Genomic DNA, 20,351 nt, shown 5'->3' with positions numbered 1-20,351 from the left:
GCGATCATAGCCCGCTCGTTCGAACCGGAGGCCCGGATGACCTCGCTGATCATCGGTCGGCGCACCGCCTGGCTGCTCGCACTGGTGCCATTCTTGCTGGCCCTGGTGCTGATCGGTGCCGTCGGCGAGGGTGACCGCGAGTCGCGCAGCACCGATGCCCTGCCGGCCGGGCTGGACAGTACCGAGGGGACCGCGCTCCTCGACCGGCTCCCCGAGGACGCGTCGACGGCCGCGATCGTGCTGTTCACCGCCGACCGCGGGCGGCTCTCCCCCGACCAGCTGACCGCGCTCCGGGATGCGGGACCGGACCTGGCCGGCGGCGGCAGCCCGGTGGTGCCCGCCGAGGACGGCACCGCGGCCCTGCTGGCGGTGCCGATCCCGTCCGGGCCGGCCGGCGAGGTGGCCGACCGGGTGAGCGCGCTGCGCGCCGCCGCCGACGACGCCGCACCCGAGGGCGTGCAGGCGCAGGTGACCGGGTCGGCGGCCGTCCAGGCGGACCTCTCGGCCGTGTTCGACGGCGCCAACACCCGCCTTCTCGTCGTGACCGCGCTCGTCGTCGCCGTGCTGCTCGTCATCACCTACCGCAGCCCGGTGCTGTGGCTGGTCCCGCTGGCCGTGGTCGGCGTCGCGGACCGACTCGCGGGCGTCCTGGCGACCCGGCTGATGGCCGAGGTGGGCGTGGCCTGGGACGAGTCGACGGTCGGCATCCTCTCGGTGCTGGTCTTCGGCGCCGGCACCGACTACGCGCTGCTGCTGATCTCCCGCTACCGCGACGAGCTGCGCACCGAGCCGTCCCGGCACCGCGCGATGGCGCACGCGCTGCGGCGTACGGCGGAGGCGGTGCTGGCCAGCGCGACCACGGTGGTGCTCGGCCTGCTCACGCTGCTGCTCTCCCTGACGCCGACCACGCGCGGCCTCGGCCTCGCGTGCGCGGTCGGCGTCGTGGTCGCCGCGGCCTTCGCGCTGGTCGTGCTACCGGCGGTGCTGGTGCTGTTCGGGCGCTGGGTCTTCTGGCCCCGGGTCCCGCACGTCGGCGAGGCCGTGACCGTCGAGTCGGACACCGTGTGGCACCGGATCGGCGCGCGGGTCGCCCGGCGCCCGGCCGCGGTCGTCGGCGGGTCGGTCGTGCTGCTCGCGGTGATGGCCGTCGGTCTGCTGCGCGTCGACCTCGGCCTGGACCAGGCCGAGCAGTTCCTCGACGAGCCCGAGGCGATCAGCGCCGCCGCCCGGCTCGCCGACTCGTTCCCCGCCGGCACCGCCGACCCGACCCAGGTCGTCACCGAGGGATCCGGGGAAGCCGTGCTCGAGGCGGTGCGCTCGGTGGACGGCGTCAGCTCGGCGCGGGTCTCGGCCACCGGCGGCGGCGTGGTCGTGGTCGACGCGGTCCTGACCGGCCGCTCCGGGGAGAACGCACAGGTCGTGACAGCGCTGCGGGAGGCGGTCGCGCCGTACGACGCGCACGTGACCGGCGCCGAGGCGAAGGCCCTGGACGAGCGCGAGGGGTCCGACCGCGACCTGCGGCTGATCGTGCCGCTGATCCTGGCGCTGGTGCTCGGCGGCCTGGTGGCGCTGCTGCGCTCCGTCGTCGCGCCCGCGCTGCTCGTGGTGACCGTCGTGGCGACGTACGCGGCGGCGATGGGGGCGTCGTGGTGGCTGTTCACGGGGCTGCTCGGGTTCGGCGCCATGGACAGCGGCGTGCCGCTGTTCGCGTTCCTGTTCCTGGTCGCGCTCGGCGTGGACTACAACATCTTCCTCGTCACCCGGGCCCGGGAGGAGGCCGCCGGCCACGGGGCGCGCGCCGGCATGCTGCGGGCGCTGTCGGCGACCGGCGGAGTGATCACCAGCGCGGGCGTCCTGCTCGCGGCGGTGTTCGCGGTGCTGGGGGTGCTGCCGCTGGTGGTGCTCGCGCAGCTCGGCACGATCATCTGTCTGGGCGTGCTGCTCGACACCCTCCTGGTCCGCACGCTGCTGGTGCCGGCGCTCGCGCTGGTGCTCGGCGACCGGTTCTGGTGGCCGCGGCGGGTCGCCTGACCGGTCGGCCGCCGGGGTCGGCCGCCAGGGAGGTTCAGACGCCGCGGACCGCGGCGGCCACCTTGCGCTGGACGTCGGGGTGGAAGACGCTCGGGATGATGAACGCCGGGTTGAGCTCCTCGTCCTTGACGACGAGCGCGATCGCCTCGGCCGCACGCAGCAGCATGTCGATGGTGATCTCCCTGGCCCGGGCGTCGAGCAGCCCGCGGAACACCCCCGGGAAGGCGAGCACGTTGTTGATCTGGTTCGGGTAGTCGGACCGGCCGCTGGCCACGACCGCGGCGTACTTCTCCGCCTCCGCCGGGTCGACCTCGGGGTCGGGGTTGGCGAGCGCGAACACCACCGGGTCCGGGGCCATGTCCTTGATCCACTCCGCGTCGAGCAGGCCGGGGCCGCTGACCCCGATGAAGACATCGGCACCGTCGAGGCCCGCACGCAGGTCGCCGCGCACGAGGCGCGGGTTGGTGAACTCGGCGAGCTGGCGCTTGGCCGGCGGCAGGGTGTCGTCGTCGCGCGACAGGCACCCCTCGCGGTCCCACACCACGATGTCCGGCGCGCCCGCGGCGATCAGGAGGGTCACGATCGCGGTGCCCGCGGCGCCACCACCCGACACGACGATCCGCGCCGCCGCGAGGTCCTTCTTGACCACCCGCAGCGCGTTGGTCAGCGCGGCCAGCACCACGATCGCAGTCCCGTGCTGGTCGTCGTGGAAGACCGGGATGTCGAGGCTCGCGCGCAGCCGCCGCTCGATCTCGAAGCAGCGGGGCGCGGCGATGTCCTCCAGGTTGATGCCGCCGAAGCCGGGCGCGATCATCTCGACCGCGCGCACGATCTCGTCGGTGTCCTGGGAGGCCAGGCAGATCGGCCAGGCGTCGATGTCCGCGAACCGCTTGAACAGCGCGGCCTTGCCCTCCATCACCGGGAGGGCGGCGCCCGGGCCGATGTTCCCGAGGCCGAGCACGGCGGACCCGTCGGTGACGACCGCGACGGAGTTGCCCTTGACGGTCAGCCGGGACACGTCGCCCGGGTTCTCCGCCAGCGCCATGCTGACCCGTCCGACACCGGGCGTGTACGCCATCGAGAGGTCGTCGCGGTTGCGCAGCGGCACCTTCGAGGCGACCTCGATCTTGCCGCCGATGTGCAGCAGGAAGGTCCGATCGCTGACCCGGTGCACCGCCACGCCCTCGACCGACTCGGCGGCCGCCTCGAGCTGCTCGGCGTGCTCGGCGTCGCTGGCCGAGCAGGTCACGTCCACGACCAGCCGGACGTGGCTGGAGTCCGCGACGTCGATCGCGGTGACGATGCCGCCGGCAGCCGAGATCGCGGTGGCGACTGCGCCGATCACCCCGTGGTCGGGCGCCGTGTGCAGGCGCATGGTGATCGAGTACGACGAGGCGGTGGCGGCCATGCCCCGCACCCTTCTCCAGTCGCGGGGTTACCGGCAAGTCGGGCGCACCCGGGTGCAGCCGCGGCCATCAGGGGTCCGCCTCGGGGTCCGGCGGCTCGGGCCGGGGCCGAGCCGTGGTTTCCCCGGGTACCCGGGGAAACCTGCACTGTTCGGCCGAAACTTCGGCCCAGAAGTGCAGGCATTGCCCGACAAGTCCGCAGACGTACGCCGCGGCCTGGCCGGCTCAGGCCACCTGCCGGGCGTCCAGGTGGGCGAGCAGGTTCCGCGAGAACCGGTCGCCCATCTGGTCGATGACGCGGGTCATCGCGGCCCGCACCGCGGGCCCGGAGACCCGAGGCAGCGGCAGGTCCAGGGTGATCTCGAGTGCGGTCCCGAGGCGGGTGCCCGCCGGGTGCTCGGTCAGGGAGTACCACCCCTCGACCGACGAGCGCTCGGTCCTGCCGGGCGGCGGGTCGTGGCGGAACTCGATCCGCTCCGGCTCGTCGTACGTCATCCGCTCGGTGAAGGCCGGCGCGACTCCGACGGCGAGCACCTTCAGGCCGCTCAGCTCCCAGCACCAGTGCGGGCCGTCCTCACGGATGGACCGGACGAACGGCGTCAGCTCGGCGACCAGTCCGGGATCGGTGAGGGCCGACCAGATCCGGTCGCGTGGCGCGTCCACGACCGCCTCGGCACGGGTGTCGGCGGAGAACGAGGTCATGGGTGCCCACTACCCCGAATCGCAGCCTCCGATGTGCTCGCGGACGCCAGCCGGGGTGCGATGTCGGCCAGGCCACACGCCCCCGACGTTTCGGCAGCGGCCCGGCGGGAAACGAGACCTGCAGACCCGACCCCCGGAGGACCCATGACGATCACCGCGCTGCTGATGGCAGGCCTGCTGGCCTTCGTCCTGTTGGTGCCCACCTTGATGGTCGCGGTCCTCGTGTCCGGCATCGCCCGCCGCCCGCAGCTCGCGGAGGCCGACCCGGCCGCCGAGCCGGCGGTCGTCCCGGCTCCGCTGGCCGTCGCCCTGCCGGCCGTCGAGCGCCCGGCCATCGAGCGCCCGGCCGTCACGCGGCCGGCAATCGAGCTCCGGGCCTCCTGAGCGCGGCTCGTCAGCCGATCATCCGGGCCCGCACCTGGGCGGCCTGCTGGTGGCCGACCGGGTTCTGGTGCCCGTCGAGCAGCACCTCGATGGTCCGATTGCCGAGATCGAGCACGACCCGGTCCGGCCCCACCTCGAGCACCTCGCCACGGACCAGGTAGTCCTCGGCGTGCAGCCGCTCCAGCAGGATCTCCGGCTTGCACCGCTCCACGTCGCCCAGCGCGACCGCGCGCAGGCTGCTGCGCAGCCGACCCCCGAAGCGCCACATCAGCAGCACGAGCAGGAGCAGCAGTACGTCGGCCACCGCCGTCACCACCAGCGGCACCCGGCTCTCGACGGCGCCGTCGACCCGGTAGGCGGACGGGTCGGCGTCGAGCACCCGGACCTCGAGCCGCCCGGTGGCGACGGCCTCGTCGTACGTCGGGTCGTCGACCTCGACCGACCAGGTGCGCTGGTCGGGGTCGACGTCGGCCGGGAACCGGAACGACAGCCAGTCGGAGTCCCCGTGCTCCACGACGGTCGCGCTGACGTCCTCACCCGACCGCTCGACCTTCGCGTCCGTCCAGGTGCTGTGCGCGAGGGGGAGGTTGATCACGACGGCCAGCAGCAGGAGCACGAACGCCGACCGACGCCGTCCGCTGCTCACCTCGGATCACCCATGCGGGCCAGTATGGCTGGCTCGGCCGTCGCCGGGGACCCTGCCCAGCGGGATGCTACGGGAGGTCCACCCGCAGGAACCCCGGCCGGTAGCGGGTCGGGTCCTCGACCACCTCGTCGACGTCGGTGCGGTTGCGGCTGAAGGACACGACGACGGTGCCGGGCTCGGGCAGCAGCCCGGGGTGGGCGAGCGGCAGGTACCGCAGCCGGCCCTGCGCTGCATCGGAGGGCAGCGCGGTGACGGCGCGCCCGCCGTCGAACGGTCCCCACGGGTCGGGCGCGGTCCACACCACGACGTCGGTGCCGAGGAACTCGTCGCGCTTGCTGAGCGCGTACCACTGCTCGCCGTCGCGGAACACGGAGAGCGTCTGCGAGGTCCCGCCCTCGGCCGGGATCAGCTCCGCGCTCCGCGCGGGGTCCGCGACCCAGTCCGTGCCCGACCAGTACTCCCACGCCGCCGGCCGCAGCACGTCGTCCGGGTGCACCCGGGCGACCCGCAGGGAGAAGCCGAAGACGTAGGGCCGGTCGGGGTTCGCGGTGCCGTAGAGGTAGAGCCAGTCGCCCTCGACCACCGCCGCCGCGCCCCACTCGGGGCGGGTGATGTCGGCGGCGTCGGGTCCGACGTCGCGTACGGCGACCAGCTGCGGGGTCTCGCCCCGCGGGACCACGAAGACCGCGACCGCGGGTCCGAGGTTCTCGAAGCCGAACGCGTCGCCGGTACCGGTGCTCCACACCCGCTGCGCGGTCACCACGACCAGGTCGTAGCCGGGGTGGGTGACGGTGACGACGGACATCGGCCAATACCCGACCCGGCCGGTGGACCGGGCGCTCGGCCGGTCCGGGATCAGCGCCCCGTGGTCCTCGGGCAGGACGGCCTGGATGCAGTCGCCGCCGATGACCAGCATCGAGTTGCGCACGAACCGCTGGCCGTCGAACGCCGGGCTGCGCAGCGTGTCACCGAAGACCATCAGCCGGCGACCGTCCTGCAGTTCGGTGTCGGCGCCGACGTCGCCACCCTGGAACTCCGGTCCGCCGCGGACCGTGCGCACCACCCGGTTGAGGTCGGCGACGCTGCGGACCGTGCCGGTCGAGACGCACTGGGTCTCGCTGGCCCGGCTGGCGACCGGCGCGGCGTCCGCGACGTCGTCGCGCGGGACGAACGACACCAGGACGAACGCCGCGGCCGCGGCGGGCAGCACCACCACCCCGACCCGCCAGCGCCAGCGCACCAGCCGCCCGTGCCGCACCACGGGCGTCAGCGGCGGGTGCCGCAGCAGTGGCGCGTCCAGGCCCGCGTCGGGCGCGGTCTGCTCCCGGACCCGTTCCCGGCGCGAGACCAGCAGCCCGAGCACGGCGGCCAGCAGCCACACGCCGAGCACCAGCAGCGGCAGCCGGATCCCGGTACCGCCGTACAGCGCGATCGCGGCGAGTGCCGCGTCGCTCGCACCCGGCGGCAGCCAGTCCGAGAGGGCCGGCCACGGTGCCGGGAGCAGGTGCGGGTCGGTGCCGAGCAGCTGCGGGGTGGCGACGACCAGGTAGAAGGCGCCGCTGAGGCCCAGGCCGCCGAAGCCGGCCACCCCCTCCAGTGCGAGTGTGACCGTCGCGGCCACCGCCGCGGTCAGGGCCAGGACGCCGGCGAGGCGCAGCTGGGCGCCGGTGTCCAGCGAGCCCACCCCGGGCATCAGCACGGCTGCGGCGTACCCGCTCACCAGCGAGATCGCCGCGACCGCCAGGACCCGCCGGGTGCCGAGCCGGAGCGTGCTCGCGGTCGGCCCGAAGCGCAGCGAGAGCGCCAACGCCACCAGGAAGCCCAAGGCGCCGAAGCCCACCGCCAGGCGGCGCACGACGTCGCCCTCGACCTCGGACATCGTGACCCGGCGGACCGAGAGCGTCCGCCCGTGCGAGCGCTCGATCGCCTCGGCCTGCTGCCGCACGGCGCGGGCCAGCCGCTCGTCGGTCGAGCCGTTGAGCACCAGCTGGTCCCGGGTCCCGGTGAGGTCGATCAGCGCCGCGCCGACGGTGACGCCGTGCCGCACGTCGTCGACCGCCCGCTCGCGATCGGCGCCCGCGGTGACGTCGAGCGGCCGGCCCTCGAGCGCGTTGACCTGCTCGGCCAGGCCCTGGGCGACGACGGCCGGTCCGACCACGGCGACCGGCGCCTGGTGCGGGCGCGGCTCGCGGACGTCGCGGACCAGCAGCGCGAGCCCGACCCCCTGGACGACCAGCACCGCCGCGCACACGATCGCGACCCGGCGCGGGAACAGCCGGTGAAGGGTCGGACGGTCCACGCCCCACAGTGTGGCGGCCCGAGCGCCGAGTAGGTTGGCGGCGTGCCCGTCGCCGCCCGACTCCACGCCGTCGGCGACCTGCGCGTCGAGCAGATCGCCCCGCTACCCCCGCCCACCGAGGGCTGGTCGACCGTCGAGGTCACCTCGGTCGGGCTGTGCGGGTCCGACCTGCACTGGTTCACCGACGGGGGCACCGGCGAGGTGACCCTGGACCGGCCGGTGGTCCCCGGACACGAGCTCGCCGGGTGCGCGTTGGACGGGCCGTACGCCGGGCGCCGAGTCGCCGTCGACCCCGCGATCCCGTGCGGGGTCTGCGAGCAGTGCCGCGCCGGGCACGGCAACCTGTGCCCCGACGTCCGCTTCGCCGGACACGCCGGCCTGGACGGCGGCCTCCAGGAGCGGCTGCTGTGGCCCGACCACCTGCTGGTCCCGCTCCCGGACGGCCTCAGCGACGACGCCGGCGCGCTGCTCGAGCCGCTCGGCGTCGCGATCCACGCGGTGGGCGTGGCGCACCTGCGTCCGGGCGACGACGTGCTGGTGGTGGGCGGCGGACCGATCGGGGTGCTCGCTGCCGCGGTGGCTCGCCGTACCGGCGCCGCGCGCGTGCTCGTGAGCGAGCCGCTGCCGCACCGGCGCGACACGGCACGACGCTTCGGCGCCGACGCGGCCTGGGCTCCGGAGGACACGCCGTCGGCGGTCCACGCTCTGACCGACGGGCGCGGGGTCGACGTGGTCATCGAGATGGCGGGGGCGGACGACGGCATCGGCACGGCCGTCTCGTGCGCGCGGCCGGGCGCGCGGATCGCGCTCGGTGGCATCCCGTCCGTGCCGCTCTCGTCGTTCCCCGCCGCCCCCGCCCGGCGCAAGGCCCTGACGTTCGCGATGGTGCGCCGGATGCACGGCACCTACCCCCGCGCGATCGAGCTGGCCACCGGCGGGATCGACCTCGACGCGCTGGTCAGCCACCGGTTCCCGCTCGCCGACGCGCCGCAGGCCTTCGCCCACGCCGTCGCCCGCACCGGCGACAAGACCGTCATCACCGTCTCCGGCTAGCAGCCCCCGGTGGTTGAGGTGCGCAGGCGCCCTGACGTCTGAGCCGCGCAACCACCCGAGCCCGGTCAGTCGGCGTCGAGCGCCTGCAGCTCCTCGTCGGTGAGGTCGAGCTCGGCCGCGGCGGCGGAGTCCTGGATCGACTGGGGCCGCTTGGCGCCGGGGATCGCGATCACGACCGGCGACTGCGCCAGCTCCCACGCCAGCGCGACCTGCTGGGCGCTCACGCCGCGCTCCTCGGCGACCCGCGCGAACGCCGGGTGCTTGACGGCCAGCTCCTTGGCGTCGCCGAGACCGCCGAGCGGACTCCACGGCAGGAACGCCAGGCCGAGCTCGGCGCACACGTCGATCTCCGGACGGCTGCTGCGGAAGGCCGGTGAGAACTGGTTCTGCACGCTCACCAGCGAGTCGCCCAGGGCGGCGTGCGCGGCCCGGATCTGCTCGGGGTTGGCGTTGGAGATGCCGAGCATCCGGACCTTCCCGGACGCGGCGATCTCCTTCATCGTGCCGACGACCTCCTCGTAGGGGACCTTGCTGCTGGGCCGGTGGTGCTGCCACAGCGCGATCTGCTCGACCCCGAGGCGGCGCAGGCTGTCGTCGACGGCCTGCTTGAGGTGGGCGTCGGTGCTGTCGGTGCCCCAGGCGCCGCCCTCGGTGCGCACGTGGCCGCCCTTGGTGGCCAGCAGCACCCGGTCCCGTACGCCGAGCTCGTCGAGCAGCGAGGCGATCAGCAGCTCGTTCTCGCCCTGGGCGTCGGCGCCCTTCTCCTCGCCGGGCCCGTAGGCGTCGGCCGTGTCGAACAGCGTCACCCCCGCGTCGAGCGCCGCCCGCACGGTGGCCAGCAGCTGCTCGCGGGGCTGGGTGCCGGTCTGGTCGAAGGTCATCAGGCCGAGCCCGATGGCGCCGACCTCGGTGCGGCCGACGGTGTCGTTGCCGATGCTGCGAATCCTCATGCCCCTGTCCTACCAGCAGGCCGGTCGGCACCTGCGATCGGCCACGAGGCGGGCCGCCGACTTCATCCACCCTTCACGATCGGGTCCCTACGTTGCCGGCCATGCACCCAGACAGCAGCACCGAGCTGGCGGTCGACGCGGTCGACGTCACCAAGAGATACGGGCCCCTGGTGGCCGTCGACAACCTGAACCTCCAGGTCGCGCCCGGCGAGGTCTACGGGATCCTGGGCCCGAACGGCGCCGGGAAGACCACCTTCCTGCGGATGCTGTTCGGCCTGATCCGGCCCGACTCGGGAACCGTCCGGGTCTTCGGCCGGGCCTGGGCCGACGCGGGCGTCCAGGTGCTCGACGGCGTGGCGGGGTTCATCGAGAGTCCGCGGTTCTACCCCTACCTCACCGGCCGGCAGAACCTCGAGGGCCTCGCGCTCCTCGACGGCACCGACCCGACCCGGAGCGGCAGCCGGATCGACGAGGTGCTGGACGTCGTCGACCTCGCCGGCCGGGAGAACGACAAGGTGGCCGGCTACTCCTACGGCATGCGGCAGCGCCTGGGCGTCGCGGCGAGCCTCCTGCGCGACCCCCGGCTGCTCGTCCTCGACGAGCCGGCCAACGGCCTCGATCCCGGTGGCATCCGCGACATGCGGGCCCTGGTGAAGCGGCTGACCGAGGGCGGCCTCACCGTCCTGCTCTCCTCGCACCACATGGACGAGGTCGAGGAGATCTGCGACAACGTCACGATCATGTCCCGCGGCCGGGTCGCCTTCCACGGCTCGATCGGCGACCTGCGGGCGATGGCTCCCGACCCGGGCCACCTGCTCAGCACGAGCGACGACGCCCGCGCCGTGGTCCTCGCCCGCGAGCTCCACCCGGCCGTCGCGGTCGAGCCGGACGGCGGCGGCGGCCTGGTCGCCAGTGGGGCCAGCCACCTGCTCTCGGCGTACGTCGCCGACCTTGTGCGCGCCGACATCGAGCTTCGTGCGTTCACCCCGACCCGGACCCCCCTGGAGGCGCTGTTCTTCATGCTCACCGACACCGAGGCCGAGCCGGACGAGCCGAGCGAGCCGGGCGAACGCTTCGCGCACCGGCAGCAGGCCGGGGCAGCCCGATGACCACGACCGTCGCGCAGCCGCGCACCCCGACCAGCGAGCAGGTGACCGACCCGGGCCGGCCCCGGTTCGGTGCCGCGCTCCGCTGGGAGACCCGCAAGCTCCGCGCCCAGCTGCGCGCCAGGGCCCTGGTGATCGGGGCGATCCTGGCCCCGATCGCCGTCGTGCTGGTCGTGCACAGCCAGCCCCGACCGCCCAAGGACACCCTGTTCGGCCGGTTCGCGACCGAGAACGGCTTCGCGATGGCGCTGCTCGTCCTCGGTGTCGCCTCCCAGTGGGTGCTGCCGCTGCTCACCGCGATCGTTGCCGGCGACATCTTCGCCAGCGAGGACCAGCACGGCACCTGGAAGACCGTGCTCACGCGATCGATCAGTCGCTCGAGGCTGTTCTGGGCGAAGGCCGTGGTGGCCGTCGTGTTCGCACTCCTCACGCTGGTGCTCCTGGCCGCGTCCACGATCGCCTTCTCCGTGCTGATCGTCGGCGCGCACCCCCTCACCGGGCTGTCCGGTCAGACCATCCCGGCCTCCTCGGCCGTCGCGCTCGTCTCGACCGCCTGGGCCTCGATGGCGCTGCCGATGGTGGGGTTCACCTGCCTGGCCCTGCTGTTCTCGGTGTGGTCGCGCAACGCGGCGGTCGGCATCGCCGCACCGGTCGTCCTGGGCCTGGTCATGCAGCTCGTGGGCGCTCTCGGCGGCATCGAGACGCTGCGCCCGTTCCTGCTGACCACCCCCTTCGAGGCCTGGCACGGCCTCCTGGCGGCACCCCGGTTCACCGGGCCGCTCCTCGAGTCCGTCGTGACGAGCGCGGGATGGAGCGTAGCCTGCTTGACCGCCGCCTTCCTGATCCTGCGCCGCCGCGACATCACCGGAGGTTGATCATCGTGCGTCGTTTCATCATCTCGGTCGCGGCCGCCATGCTGGTCGTCCTCGCGGTCGGCGGCGCGGTCGTCGCCGGCGACGGGGGCGGCAGCTCGGTGACCCGGGCCCGCCTCGAACGGTCGCTGCCGGTCGCGTTCGCCAACCTGTACGCCGACCAGGCGAAGCTCCTCGGCCACCACGGCGTGACCCCGGCGTCGCTGCACGCCGAGGCCATGTGCGACAAGGGCGGCGCGGTCGAGGACGACATCGGCCCGGGCAGCAACTGGAACTGCCTGGTCAGCTGGACCGACCCCGCCAACCCGATGCCTCCGGAGGGCTACGGCAAGTTCGAGCTCGACGTCCACAGCAACGGCTGCTACACGGCCGGCGGCTCGAGCAAGCTCGTCGGGTACCAGACGATCACCGACACCAAGGGAGACGTCGTCACCAACCCGGTCTCGGAGTTCGACGGCTGCTTCGACCCGAACGGCGACAACACGCCGACCGGCAACCTGTTCCCCTCCCTCACCTCGGTGACGACGACCGCGCTGCTGCCCGATGCCGACCACCGGATCTCGCTGCAGCTCAGCTGCGGCACCGGCGCCACCGGGTGCCAAGGCATGCTCTCGGCGGTGGCCGGGAGCACGAAGCTGGGCTCGGTCTCGTTCGACATCCCCGAGGAGCAGACCGCGAAGCTGCGGATCCCCACCCCGGTGCCGGCTGGCACCGACGCGGTCGACTTCACCCTCACCGTGACGAGGGGGACCGGGCCGAAGGGGCCGGTCTCGGAGACGTCGCTGGACATGCCGGCGGGCTGAGGGCGCACCGGGTCCTGGGAGGGGCGCGTCGGCGGGAGCTGACGCGCCCCGCTCCGCCGCCACCGGGCATGATCGGGGGCCCGCCGCGGGCTCGGGCGCCACCGGCCGGGCATGATCGTCTCGTGCAGTTCCTCGATCCCGACGCCGTCGTCCACGTCGGGCCTGCCGGGACCGAGGAGGCCATGGAGCTCGCGGTGGCCCCGGCGATGCTGCGCCGCGCCGCGGACGGGGAGCTGCCCGAGGCGATCCACGTCTACAGCCCGACCACCCCGGCCGTGGTCTTCGGTCGGCGCGACACCCGCCTACCCGGCTTCCGCACGGCAGTCGCAGCCGCCCGGACGGCGGGCTTCGACGTCGCCGTACGCGCCTCCGGAGGGCGGGCCGTCGCCTACACCCAGAACACGCTCGTCATCGACCACGTCCGCCACGACCCGGACTCCGTGGGCCGGTTGCAGGAGCGCTTCCTGACCTACGGTCAGGCGCTGGCGGATGCGTTCGCCGCGCTCGGCATCGACGCACGCATGGGTGAGGTCCCGGGCGAGTACTGCCCGGGCGCCCACAGCGTCAACGCCCGCGGTGTGGTCAAGCTGGTCGGCACCGCGCAGCGCATCGTCAAGAACGCCTGGCTCTTCTCCTCCGTGGTCGTCGTCGACGACCGGCTGATGCTGCAGGACGTGCTCGGCAGGGTCTACGCCGCAATGGACCTCCCCTTCGACGCCGCCTCGGTCGGCGCAGTGCGCGAGGAGAACCCCCAGCTCACCAGGGCCGAGGTGCGCAGTGCCGTTGCCGGGGTCTGGGGGCTCGACGAGATCGCGCCCACTCCGGTCGCCGGCGAGACGCTGGATCTGGCACACCGGCTGGTCGCCGACCACCGCGTCGACTGAGGACGGCCCAGCGGCGGCCCGGGGCCACCCCTCAGGCCCGGTGACCGGAGCCCGGCCCGTCCGCTCGAGGCTCGGCCGTCCGCGCCTTCGCAACTCGGTACCCCAGGGACTGTGGACGACTCGCGACCGCCGCTGACGGCGAGAGGTCGCAGTCCACGAATGGACTCCGGAATGGATCAGGCCCCGGATCCGAGGACCCGGGGCCTGTCACGCGTGCGCGAGGGGGGAGTTGAACCGGAGGAACACCACGCATTGTCACCAGGAACCACAGTCCAGAGTGTGAATCGGGCGCCCCGTTGCCTCCGCTTATCTCCCGTTTCCTCGGGTCTGTGCACCCCAGGGGTGCACCAGCCAGTATTCAGTTGACCCAGCTCGCGAGCCGGGGCTGCCACCCTAGTCAAGGCAACCGCGAGCGAGAGCATCCGGCATGACCTCGGCACCGACCGACGCCCCGCCGTCGCCCGGCCACGATCGGGTCGCTGACACGCTCGCGTGCAGCACGCATCGAGCACCGACCAGTTGCCGGAACACGCTCTCGACGCGCTTACCGGCGCCCCGTCACTTCGTCCGAAGTGACTCAGGAGCCTGAGATGACTCGGCCTGAAGCTCGGGTCAGTCGTATGCGAGCGAGTCGACTACTCGTACTGCACTGCTGCGCCGATGGCGATGAACGTGTCGGCGTCGGCGATGCCCCATGCGGTCAGCGCTGTCCGTGTGTCCTGGCCGGGCGCGGCGGGAGGGGTGGTCAGAGTCGGCCGCGTTCGGGAGAAGCGGGGCGCGGGTGCGGGTTGGAGCAGGTCGTCCTTGGTTACGAGAATGCCGCGCGCCGTGATGTGCGGGTGCTCGGCGGCCTCGCTGACCGGGATGATGCCGGCCACGCAAGCATCGGTGCCCTCGAACACGTCGACCCACTCGGCCTGGGTGCGCTGGGCGAAGGTGGCGACGAAGAGCGCGCGCATTTCTTCCCAGCACTCCATCTCGAACTGGGACGGGCAGCGGTCCTCGACGCCGAGCAGCGAAACGAGCCGGGCGAAGAACTGCGGCTCCAGCGAGCCGACCGACATGTGGCGCCCGTCGGAGGTCTCGTAGACGTCGTAGAACGGCGCGCCGCCGTCGAGCAGGTTGACCGCTCGGTCCTCCTTGAACTGCCCGCCTGCGAGGAACGCCGCGGTCATCGCGTTGAGGCTGGACGTTCCGTCAACGATCGCGGCGTCGACGGTCTGCCCCTGGCCGCTGACCTTCATCTCCAGCAGTGCGGCGAGGATGCCGATGACGAGGTACGTCGACCCGCCGCCGAAGTCGCCGACCAGGTTGCTCGGGAAGTGCGGCTTGTCCCTGTCTTGACCCAGACCGAAGAGCGTGCCAGCAATCGCGATGTAGTTTATGTCGTGGCCCGCCGCCTGCGCCAGCGGACCGTCCTGGCCCCACCCGGTCATCCGGCCGTAGACCAGCCGCTCATTGACCGCCGCACAGTCCTCCGGCCCAGGCCGAGCCGTTCCATCACGCCGGGGCGCATGCCCTCGACCAGGACGTCGGCGCGCTTGACAAGCTCGAGCACGGTCTGCACGGCTTCAGGGCGCTTGAGATCGAGCGCCACGCTCGGCCGCCCACGGTTCAGCAGCATGGCAGGGCCCGTACCAAGCTGCTGTCCGCCTGGCCGCCCACCCGGATCACGTCGGCCCGCAGGTCGGCCAGCAGCATGCACGCGTGCGGTCCCGGCCCGATTCCGGCGATCTCCACAACCTTCACCCCACGCAGGGGGCCGCTTCCCTGTCCGAGTTTCATACCCCGGTCAACTCCTCATGAAGGTTGGCTGGAGGCGGTTCGTGCTCGTCGAGCGAGCCGCGCTTCCTCGCCCTGCACCACCTCGCGGATGACGCGCGCCTCTGCAGCGCCAACGGCCACGCGATCAACGTCCCAGTTGGCGCGCAGTAGCCTGCGTGTTCGGCCCAGCGCTTTCGCGGGTCCTGCAGCGATTACTCCGGCCAGCTTGCGCGACCGCACCATCACGTCATCAGCGATCTCCGTGACCAAGCCTGATGCCAGCGCCTCCTCAGCAGACAGTGCGCGGCCACCGAGGGCGAACGAGAGCGCCCGCTGTTGGCCCATTGCGCGCGGCAGTAGCCAGGACACGCCGCAGTCGGGTGTAGGCCCGATGTTGGGTACGCGAACGAGAACTTCGTGCCGGGCTCGGCAACGATCAGGTCGCAACTGAGCATGATCGCGAGACCCGCAACGGCCACCGCGCCGTGGACGCCGGCGACCACTGGCTTGGGGAGACCGGCCAACGCTCGGATTCCGGCGTTTGCCTCGGTCGCGAGCAAGTGGATGTACGCAGCGGGATCTGGTGCCGCGTCGAAGTAGCGGACGTCACCTCCCGCACAGAACCGCTCGCCCGCACCGGTGACGAGGACCACGCGGGCGCCCTCGTCGGCGGCTACCCGCCCCGCGGAGGCGCGCAGCGCCTGAGCCAGCTCGCGATCGAGGGCATTCGCCACGTCCGGACGGTTGAGGTCGATGTGCGCGACGCCGTCGGCGACGGCATAGTTCACCAACTGCGTCATGCCAGACCGTCTGAAGACCCGGCGAGCACTCGACCGCCACCCATGTCCATGGTGTGGAAGCCCGCCTCGAGGCGTCGTTCGGCCTCACGTTCGTCACGGTGCCGCGTCGACGAGTTTGCTGTAGGGGAATGCGAACACGCAACGCCACATCACCGTGCGCAACTCAGGCACTCGAGGATTGTCACGTTCGCCATGCCGCCGCCCTCGCACATCGTCTGCAGCAACTCCGTTGCACGGGGAGAGCAGGCTCTCGCGGTCTCGTGCGGATCTCCAGGACCAAAGTCGCCGAGTGTCTGTGCCGCGATCACCTCAGTGAGCAGCCGCTGGGAGCGGTCACGCAGTTCCACGTGCTTGGGTCGCGCGTGTCGTTCAAGGAGTCGATCTCCCGAGCCAGTTGAGCGAACCTCTGCATGTGCGTCAGGTGCATGAACATGCATCGGATCAGTGCCGCGAAGCGGGTGCGGGGTTCGGTCCGGCTGCTGCCAGTGCTGCCTCGGAGCGGCGGGTGAGCTCGTGGTTCGAGAGTGTGAACAGCTCGGTGAGGATTCCCCGCTTGTTCGCGAAGTTGTAGGAGAGGCCAGGCACGGTCATGCCGGCCTCGGCGGCGATAGCGCGGACGCTGATTCCGTGATAACCGAGACGCACGAAGAGGTCCAGCGCAACACTCAGGGGGGCCGCCTCATATCGTAAGCTCAGCACCCGTTCGTGGATGTCGGGTGAAGTCTGGCGGGGACAGTGGTGAGGCGAAGGAACGGTCGGCCGAGCTCGCTCTCTTAGCGCCGGGACCGGCCATCCAAACAGTGCGAGCACTGCCGGGAGATAGCGTTGCTGCGAGACGTAAGCGACAGGTCTCCCGTGCGTGATCAATCGTGAGACGAGTAGACGACGACCATGCAACGTCAAACGAGGGGGTAGCGCAGCCTCCGCCCAGCGGCGGACTTCTACAGCTTCACTGAACCGGAAGGTTTCGAAGGCCCGAGGTCGGCGGTGGAACTCCGTCGCGGACACTGGTCCCGCTTCAAGGATCGATCCTGTAACCGTCGCTGACGTCGTTGGTCATCGCGGCAAGAAGATGTTCGACTGCAGGACCGATCTCGGAGGCTTCCCAGCGAGCGCCCACATCGGTTTCAGGACCGGCCTGCCAGCCGATCGCCAGGCTGATCTTCCCGCCAACGATGTTGAACACGCGCCCAGTCACTGCGCCGGACTCCGAGCTGGCAAGCCAGGCGATGAGCGGCGCTACGTTGTCCGGGTTGTACACATCGAACTCGCCCTCCGCGGGCGAGAGGTCGATGCCGAGATCGTCGGTCATCCGGGTGCGAGCGATGGGTGCGATGGCGTTGACGGTGACGCCGTACCGCTGGAGCTCCATCGCGGAGATGACCGTGAACGCGGCGATCCCGGCCTTCGCCGCCCCATAGTTCGCCTGGCCGACGTTCCCGTACAAGCCAGAAGGGGACGAGGTGTTGATGATCCGCGCATCGGTCGGCTCGCCCGCCTTGGCTTGAGCCCGCCAATGGACCGCCGCGGCTTGAGAGACGGCGAAGGTGGACCGCAGGTGTCCACGAATCACCGCATCCCAGTCCTCCAGCAGGAGGTTGACCATCATGCGGTCCCTCAACACGCCAGCATTGTTCACGACGACGTCGAGACGTCCGAAGGTGTCGACCGCCGCGTCGATGATCGACCGGGCGCCCTCACCGTCGGCTGCATCCGCGACGACGGAGACGGCCTGGCCGCCGGCGGCGCGAATCTCCTCGACGACGGCCTCGGCCACGGCAGGATCCGGCGCCCCAGTGCCGTCCCGAGCGAAACCGAGGTCGTTGACCACCACGCGAGCACCCTGCCTGGCGAGCTCCAGCGCGTGGCCGCACCCGATGCCCCGACCAGCCCCGGTGACCACCGCCACCCGGCCTGCCAGCATCACTCCGCACCTTCTCCGACCGGACGAGTGAGCACCATGGAGGCATCCTGGCCGCCGAAGCCGAAGGAGTTCACCTGGAGAGTGCCGATCTCCACGTCCGCGGCAGCACCCGTGACGATCGGGAAGCGGGCAGCCGGGTCGACGCTCTTGCAACCGACCGTAGGCATGAATTTGCCCACCTCGGCCGATTCCAGAGCGGCGATGAGGGCCATGACACCGGCGGCGCCGGCCGTGTGCCCGATATGGCCCTTGATGGACGTGACCAGCGGTGGTGCTGATCCATCGGATGCGAAGACGTCGTTGATCGCGGAGATCTCGGCGCTGTCGCCTGCTTGAGTGCCCGTAGCGTGCGCGACGAGCGCATCCACTGAGCTCGCGCCCTCCGGGAGGTCTGCCTCTTCGATGGCACGCCGCATGGCAAGGGCCTCCCACTTGCCGGTGGGCTCCGGTGAGGAGGGGTGGTAGCTGTCGGCAAGTGAGGCATAGCCACGAACGCTGGCCCGGGGGGTCATACCACGCGAACGCGCACTCTTCCGGCTCTCGAGCACGACCACCCCGGCACCCTCTCCCTCGAGCAGTCCCACCCGGTCGACATCGAAGGGCCGACTGACCTGCTCAGGAATCGCGGTCGCAGAGGCCATCCCGTACGCCACCTGACTGTGGTAGAGGATGGGCAGCAGGCCCGTGTCGGCCCCTCCGGCGATCGCCACGTCCGCCATCCCGGACTCGATCATGCGCGCAGCGATCCCGATCGCGTCCAGCGACGAGGCGCATGCGGTGCACACGCTCAGCAGCGGGCCGTGGAGCTGCCAACGCATGGCGACCTGCCCGGCCGCCATGTTCGCCCAAGCCTGGATGTGAACCTTCCTAGGCACCGCCGACGGCCCCTCCTGCTCGAACTTGGCCTGGGCGCCCGTCAGTGTCTTGACTCCCGCCATGCTCGTTCCCATGACCACCGCCGTGCGCATCGGGTCGGGTTCCTCGATGCCGGCATCTGCCACCGCCTGGACGGCAGCGGCGATCAGGAACTGGGAGTAGAGGTCGGTTCCGTCCTCGACGTGGGGCTCCATCCAGTCACCCGCGTTGAAACCGTGGACTCGCGAGATCCACGCGGTGGGCGACTCTGGGTCAGCCCATGGCGCGGGATCGATGGCGAGCTTGCCGACCAGCATGTTGTCTCGGTATTCGCCCCGTTCCAGGCCCAGCGAGGAGACAATTCCTGTCCCCGAGATAACAACGTCCTTCATCGTGCCTCCTGATTTGCGGTGTGCATTCTCGCTGGGTTCATCAACATCTGCAGCCCGGCGATCAACCGCGTTCTCGTCTCGTGCGCATCGATAACGTCGTCAATGATTCCGTGGGCTGCAGCGAGGCATGGCCGGGTGACCTCGTGGCGGTAGCGTTCGGTCATCTCGGCACGCAGCTTCTCGGGATTCTCCGAGTCACGGAGCTGGCGCCGGTTCAGCAGGCCAACCGCAGCCGAGGGACCCATGACGGCGACCTCGGCTCCCCGCCAGGCCCACGTCAGGTCCGCACCGAGCGAGCGGGAGCCCAGCGCGATGTACGAGCCGCCGTAGGCCTTGCGCACGATGGTGGTCAGCTTCGGGACGTCGGCCCTGACATAGGCAGCGAGAACCTGCGCTCCAGCGGTGATTACGCCACGGCGTTCCTCGGTCGATCCAGGCATGAATCCCGGCACATCGACGAACGTCACGATGGGCAGTCCGAATCGGCCGCAGAAATTGACGAAGCGTGCCACCTTCTGCGACGAATCGAAGTCCAGGATCCCGCCCTTGTAGCGCGGCTGCGACGCCACGACTCCCACGGGCACTCCGTCAAGACGGCCGAACCCGCACAACGCGCTCCGTCCGTAGCGGGACATCAGGGGCTGCCACGAATCTGCATCCAGAATGCCCAGCAGGACGTCATTCATGTCGAAGGCGAGACCCGGCGCGGCGGGCACGACGCCCGGCAGGAGCGCCTCCGCATCAAGGGGCGGGTCGAGCGACGGGGCTCGCGGCAGCTCGCCTGCGCACGTGCTGGGCCAGTACCCCAGAAGCCTTCGCACCAGAGCGAAGGCCTCGCCCTCGTCGCCGACATCGAAATGGGCCACCCCGCTTTCGCGGGTGTGGAGGAGGGCGCCGCCGATCTCCTCCGAGGTGACGGTCTCGCCGGTGGCCGCCTTGACGATGTCCGGACCGGTCAAAAACATCTGACCTCGGCCGCGGAGCATGATCGTCCAGTCGGTGAGCGCGGGTGAGTAAGCCGCTGCGCCGGCGCACGGCCCCAAGATCACCGAGATCTGCGGCACTCGGTCCTGCGCGAGCACGTTGCGCGCGAAGATCTCACCGCATCCATGCAGGGCCTCGATGCCCTCCTGGATCCTGGCACCGCCCGAGTCGTTCAGGTAGACGATGGGATAGCCGGTGGAGATCGCCATCTCCTGCGCGCGAGCGATCTTCGAGGCGAACGTGGCGCCGATCGACCCGCCGAGATGCGCGAAGTCATGACTGATGATCATCGCCCGGCGACCCTGGATCATGCCGACCCCGACCACGACCCCATCGCCGTCGGCGCGACTCGCGCCGGGCGCGTAGTTGGGGCGCCTGCGGAGGGGGAACAACTCGTGAAACGCGCCAGGGTCACTCAGTTGCTCGGCTCTGCTCAGGGCCAGGCTTGTCTCTTCGGAAGCCAAGACAGCGACAGGTGAACCGCTCATGTGGGGAG

17 protein-coding genes and 2 pseudogenes are annotated in these 20,351 nt (G+C 71.5%); 7 read left to right on the top strand and 12 right to left on the bottom strand.

The annotated features are described in order from the left end of the window. The first annotated feature begins 36 nt into the window (after positions 1–36). Positions 37–2,031, top strand: coding sequence for an MMPL family transporter (locus QMC84_RS21155; RefSeq protein WP_300378416.1), 1,995 nt, complete (start codon positions 37–39; stop codon positions 2,029–2,031). Between the two features lie 34 nt (positions 2,032–2,065). On the opposite strand, the gene QMC84_RS21150 is transcribed toward QMC84_RS21155, so the two are convergent. Both QMC84_RS21150 and QMC84_RS21145 read right to left on the bottom strand, forming a co-directional pair. Next, complete coding sequence (locus QMC84_RS21150) at positions 2,066–3,439, bottom strand: NAD-dependent malic enzyme (protein ID WP_300378415.1); 1,374 nt, start codon at positions 3,437–3,439, stop codon at positions 2,066–2,068. A 223-nt stretch (positions 3,440–3,662) separates the two neighbouring features. Next, complete coding sequence (locus tag QMC84_RS21145; protein ID WP_300378413.1) at positions 3,663–4,139, bottom strand: SRPBCC family protein; 477 nt, start codon at positions 4,137–4,139, stop codon at positions 3,663–3,665. 144 nt (positions 4,140–4,283) lie between these two features. On the opposite strand from QMC84_RS21145, the gene QMC84_RS21140 reads away from it, so the two are divergent. Then, a complete protein-coding gene (locus QMC84_RS21140; RefSeq protein WP_300378411.1) occupies positions 4,284–4,523 on the top strand; it encodes a hypothetical protein in 240 nt (79 codons plus the stop codon). A 10-nt stretch (positions 4,524–4,533) separates the two neighbouring features. Here QMC84_RS21140 and QMC84_RS21135 read toward each other — a convergent pair whose 3' ends face one another. Both QMC84_RS21135 and QMC84_RS21130 read right to left on the bottom strand, forming a co-directional pair. Further along, the gene (locus QMC84_RS21135; RefSeq protein WP_300378409.1) at positions 4,534–5,169 is read right to left on the bottom strand and encodes a hypothetical protein; all 636 of its coding nucleotides are present in this window, start codon (positions 5,167–5,169) and stop codon (positions 4,534–4,536) included. A 67-nt stretch (positions 5,170–5,236) separates the two neighbouring features. After that, positions 5,237–7,468: a DUF4185 domain-containing protein gene (locus QMC84_RS21130; protein WP_300378407.1), complete on the bottom strand. Its 2,232-nt coding sequence runs from the start codon at positions 7,466–7,468 to the stop codon at positions 5,237–5,239. Between the two features lie 42 nt (positions 7,469–7,510). Here QMC84_RS21130 and QMC84_RS21125 point away from each other — a divergent pair, with 42 nt between their 5' ends. Continuing rightward, on the top strand, positions 7,511–8,521 hold the full coding sequence (locus QMC84_RS21125) for a zinc-binding dehydrogenase (RefSeq protein WP_300378405.1): 1,011 nt from the start codon (positions 7,511–7,513) through the stop codon (positions 8,519–8,521). 65 nt (positions 8,522–8,586) lie between these two features. Here the strand turns inward: QMC84_RS21125 and QMC84_RS21120 are convergent, their stop codons facing one another. Next, the gene (locus QMC84_RS21120) at positions 8,587–9,471 is read right to left on the bottom strand and encodes an aldo/keto reductase (protein WP_300378403.1); all 885 of its coding nucleotides are present in this window, start codon (positions 9,469–9,471) and stop codon (positions 8,587–8,589) included. Positions 9,472–9,572: 101 nt separating this feature from the next. Between QMC84_RS21120 and QMC84_RS21115 the strand changes: the two genes are divergently transcribed. From QMC84_RS21115 to QMC84_RS21100, 4 genes are all read left to right on the top strand, one after another. Then, the gene (locus QMC84_RS21115; RefSeq protein ID WP_300378401.1) at positions 9,573–10,580 is read left to right on the top strand and encodes an ABC transporter ATP-binding protein; all 1,008 of its coding nucleotides are present in this window, start codon (positions 9,573–9,575) and stop codon (positions 10,578–10,580) included. Continuing rightward, the gene (locus tag QMC84_RS21110) at positions 10,577–11,452 is read left to right on the top strand and encodes an ABC transporter permease (protein ID WP_300378399.1); all 876 of its coding nucleotides are present in this window, start codon (positions 10,577–10,579) and stop codon (positions 11,450–11,452) included. Before QMC84_RS21115 ends, QMC84_RS21110 begins: the two co-directional genes overlap by 4 nt. Before the next feature lie 5 nt (positions 11,453–11,457). Continuing rightward, positions 11,458–12,252, top strand: coding sequence for a hypothetical protein (locus QMC84_RS21105; protein ID WP_300378397.1), 795 nt, complete (start codon positions 11,458–11,460; stop codon positions 12,250–12,252). Between the two features lie 122 nt (positions 12,253–12,374). Beyond that, on the top strand, positions 12,375–13,136 hold the full coding sequence (locus tag QMC84_RS21100; protein WP_300378395.1) for a lipoate--protein ligase family protein: 762 nt from the start codon (positions 12,375–12,377) through the stop codon (positions 13,134–13,136). A 635-nt stretch (positions 13,137–13,771) separates the two neighbouring features. Here the strand turns inward: QMC84_RS21100 and QMC84_RS21095 are convergent. The 7 genes and pseudogenes from QMC84_RS21095 to QMC84_RS21070 form a co-directional block, all read right to left on the bottom strand. After that, positions 13,772–14,760 (bottom strand): annotated as a pseudogene (locus QMC84_RS21095) (CaiB/BaiF CoA-transferase family protein). Next, positions 14,751–14,921: a CoA transferase gene (locus QMC84_RS22450; protein WP_366145768.1), complete on the bottom strand. Its 171-nt coding sequence runs from the start codon at positions 14,919–14,921 to the stop codon at positions 14,751–14,753. Before QMC84_RS22450 ends, QMC84_RS21095 begins: the two are co-directional and overlap by 10 nt. 15 nt (positions 14,922–14,936) lie before the next feature. Beyond that, a pseudogene (locus QMC84_RS21090) lies at positions 14,937–15,700 on the bottom strand (enoyl-CoA hydratase-related protein). A gap of 441 nt (positions 15,701–16,141) precedes the next feature. Further along, on the bottom strand, positions 16,142–16,399 hold the full coding sequence (locus QMC84_RS21085; protein ID WP_300378393.1) for a TetR family transcriptional regulator: 258 nt from the start codon (positions 16,397–16,399) through the stop codon (positions 16,142–16,144). A gap of 319 nt (positions 16,400–16,718) precedes the next feature. Further along, positions 16,719–17,624, bottom strand: coding sequence for an SDR family oxidoreductase (locus tag QMC84_RS21080; RefSeq protein ID WP_300378435.1), 906 nt, complete (start codon positions 17,622–17,624; stop codon positions 16,719–16,721). Continuing rightward, positions 17,624–18,871 carry a beta-ketoacyl-[acyl-carrier-protein] synthase family protein gene (locus tag QMC84_RS21075; protein ID WP_300378391.1) on the bottom strand — a complete coding sequence of 416 codons (1,248 nt, stop codon included), beginning with the start codon at positions 18,869–18,871 and terminating at the stop codon, positions 17,624–17,626. The genes QMC84_RS21080 and QMC84_RS21075 overlap by 1 nt, the downstream gene beginning before the upstream one ends. Next, entirely contained in the window at positions 18,868–20,343 is a 1,476-nt protein-coding gene (locus tag QMC84_RS21070; protein WP_300378389.1) for a carboxyl transferase domain-containing protein, read from the bottom strand. The genes QMC84_RS21075 and QMC84_RS21070 overlap by 4 nt, the downstream gene beginning before the upstream one ends. Positions 20,344–20,351: the final 8 nt, after the last annotated feature.

The sequence above is a fragment of the Nocardioides sp. genome, from assembly GCF_030019515.1.
Lineage (GTDB): Bacteria > Actinomycetota > Actinomycetes > Propionibacteriales > Nocardioidaceae > Nocardioides.
The sequence above is the reverse complement of the archived record's forward strand: the minus strand, read 5'-3'. Positions and strand labels throughout refer to the sequence as shown.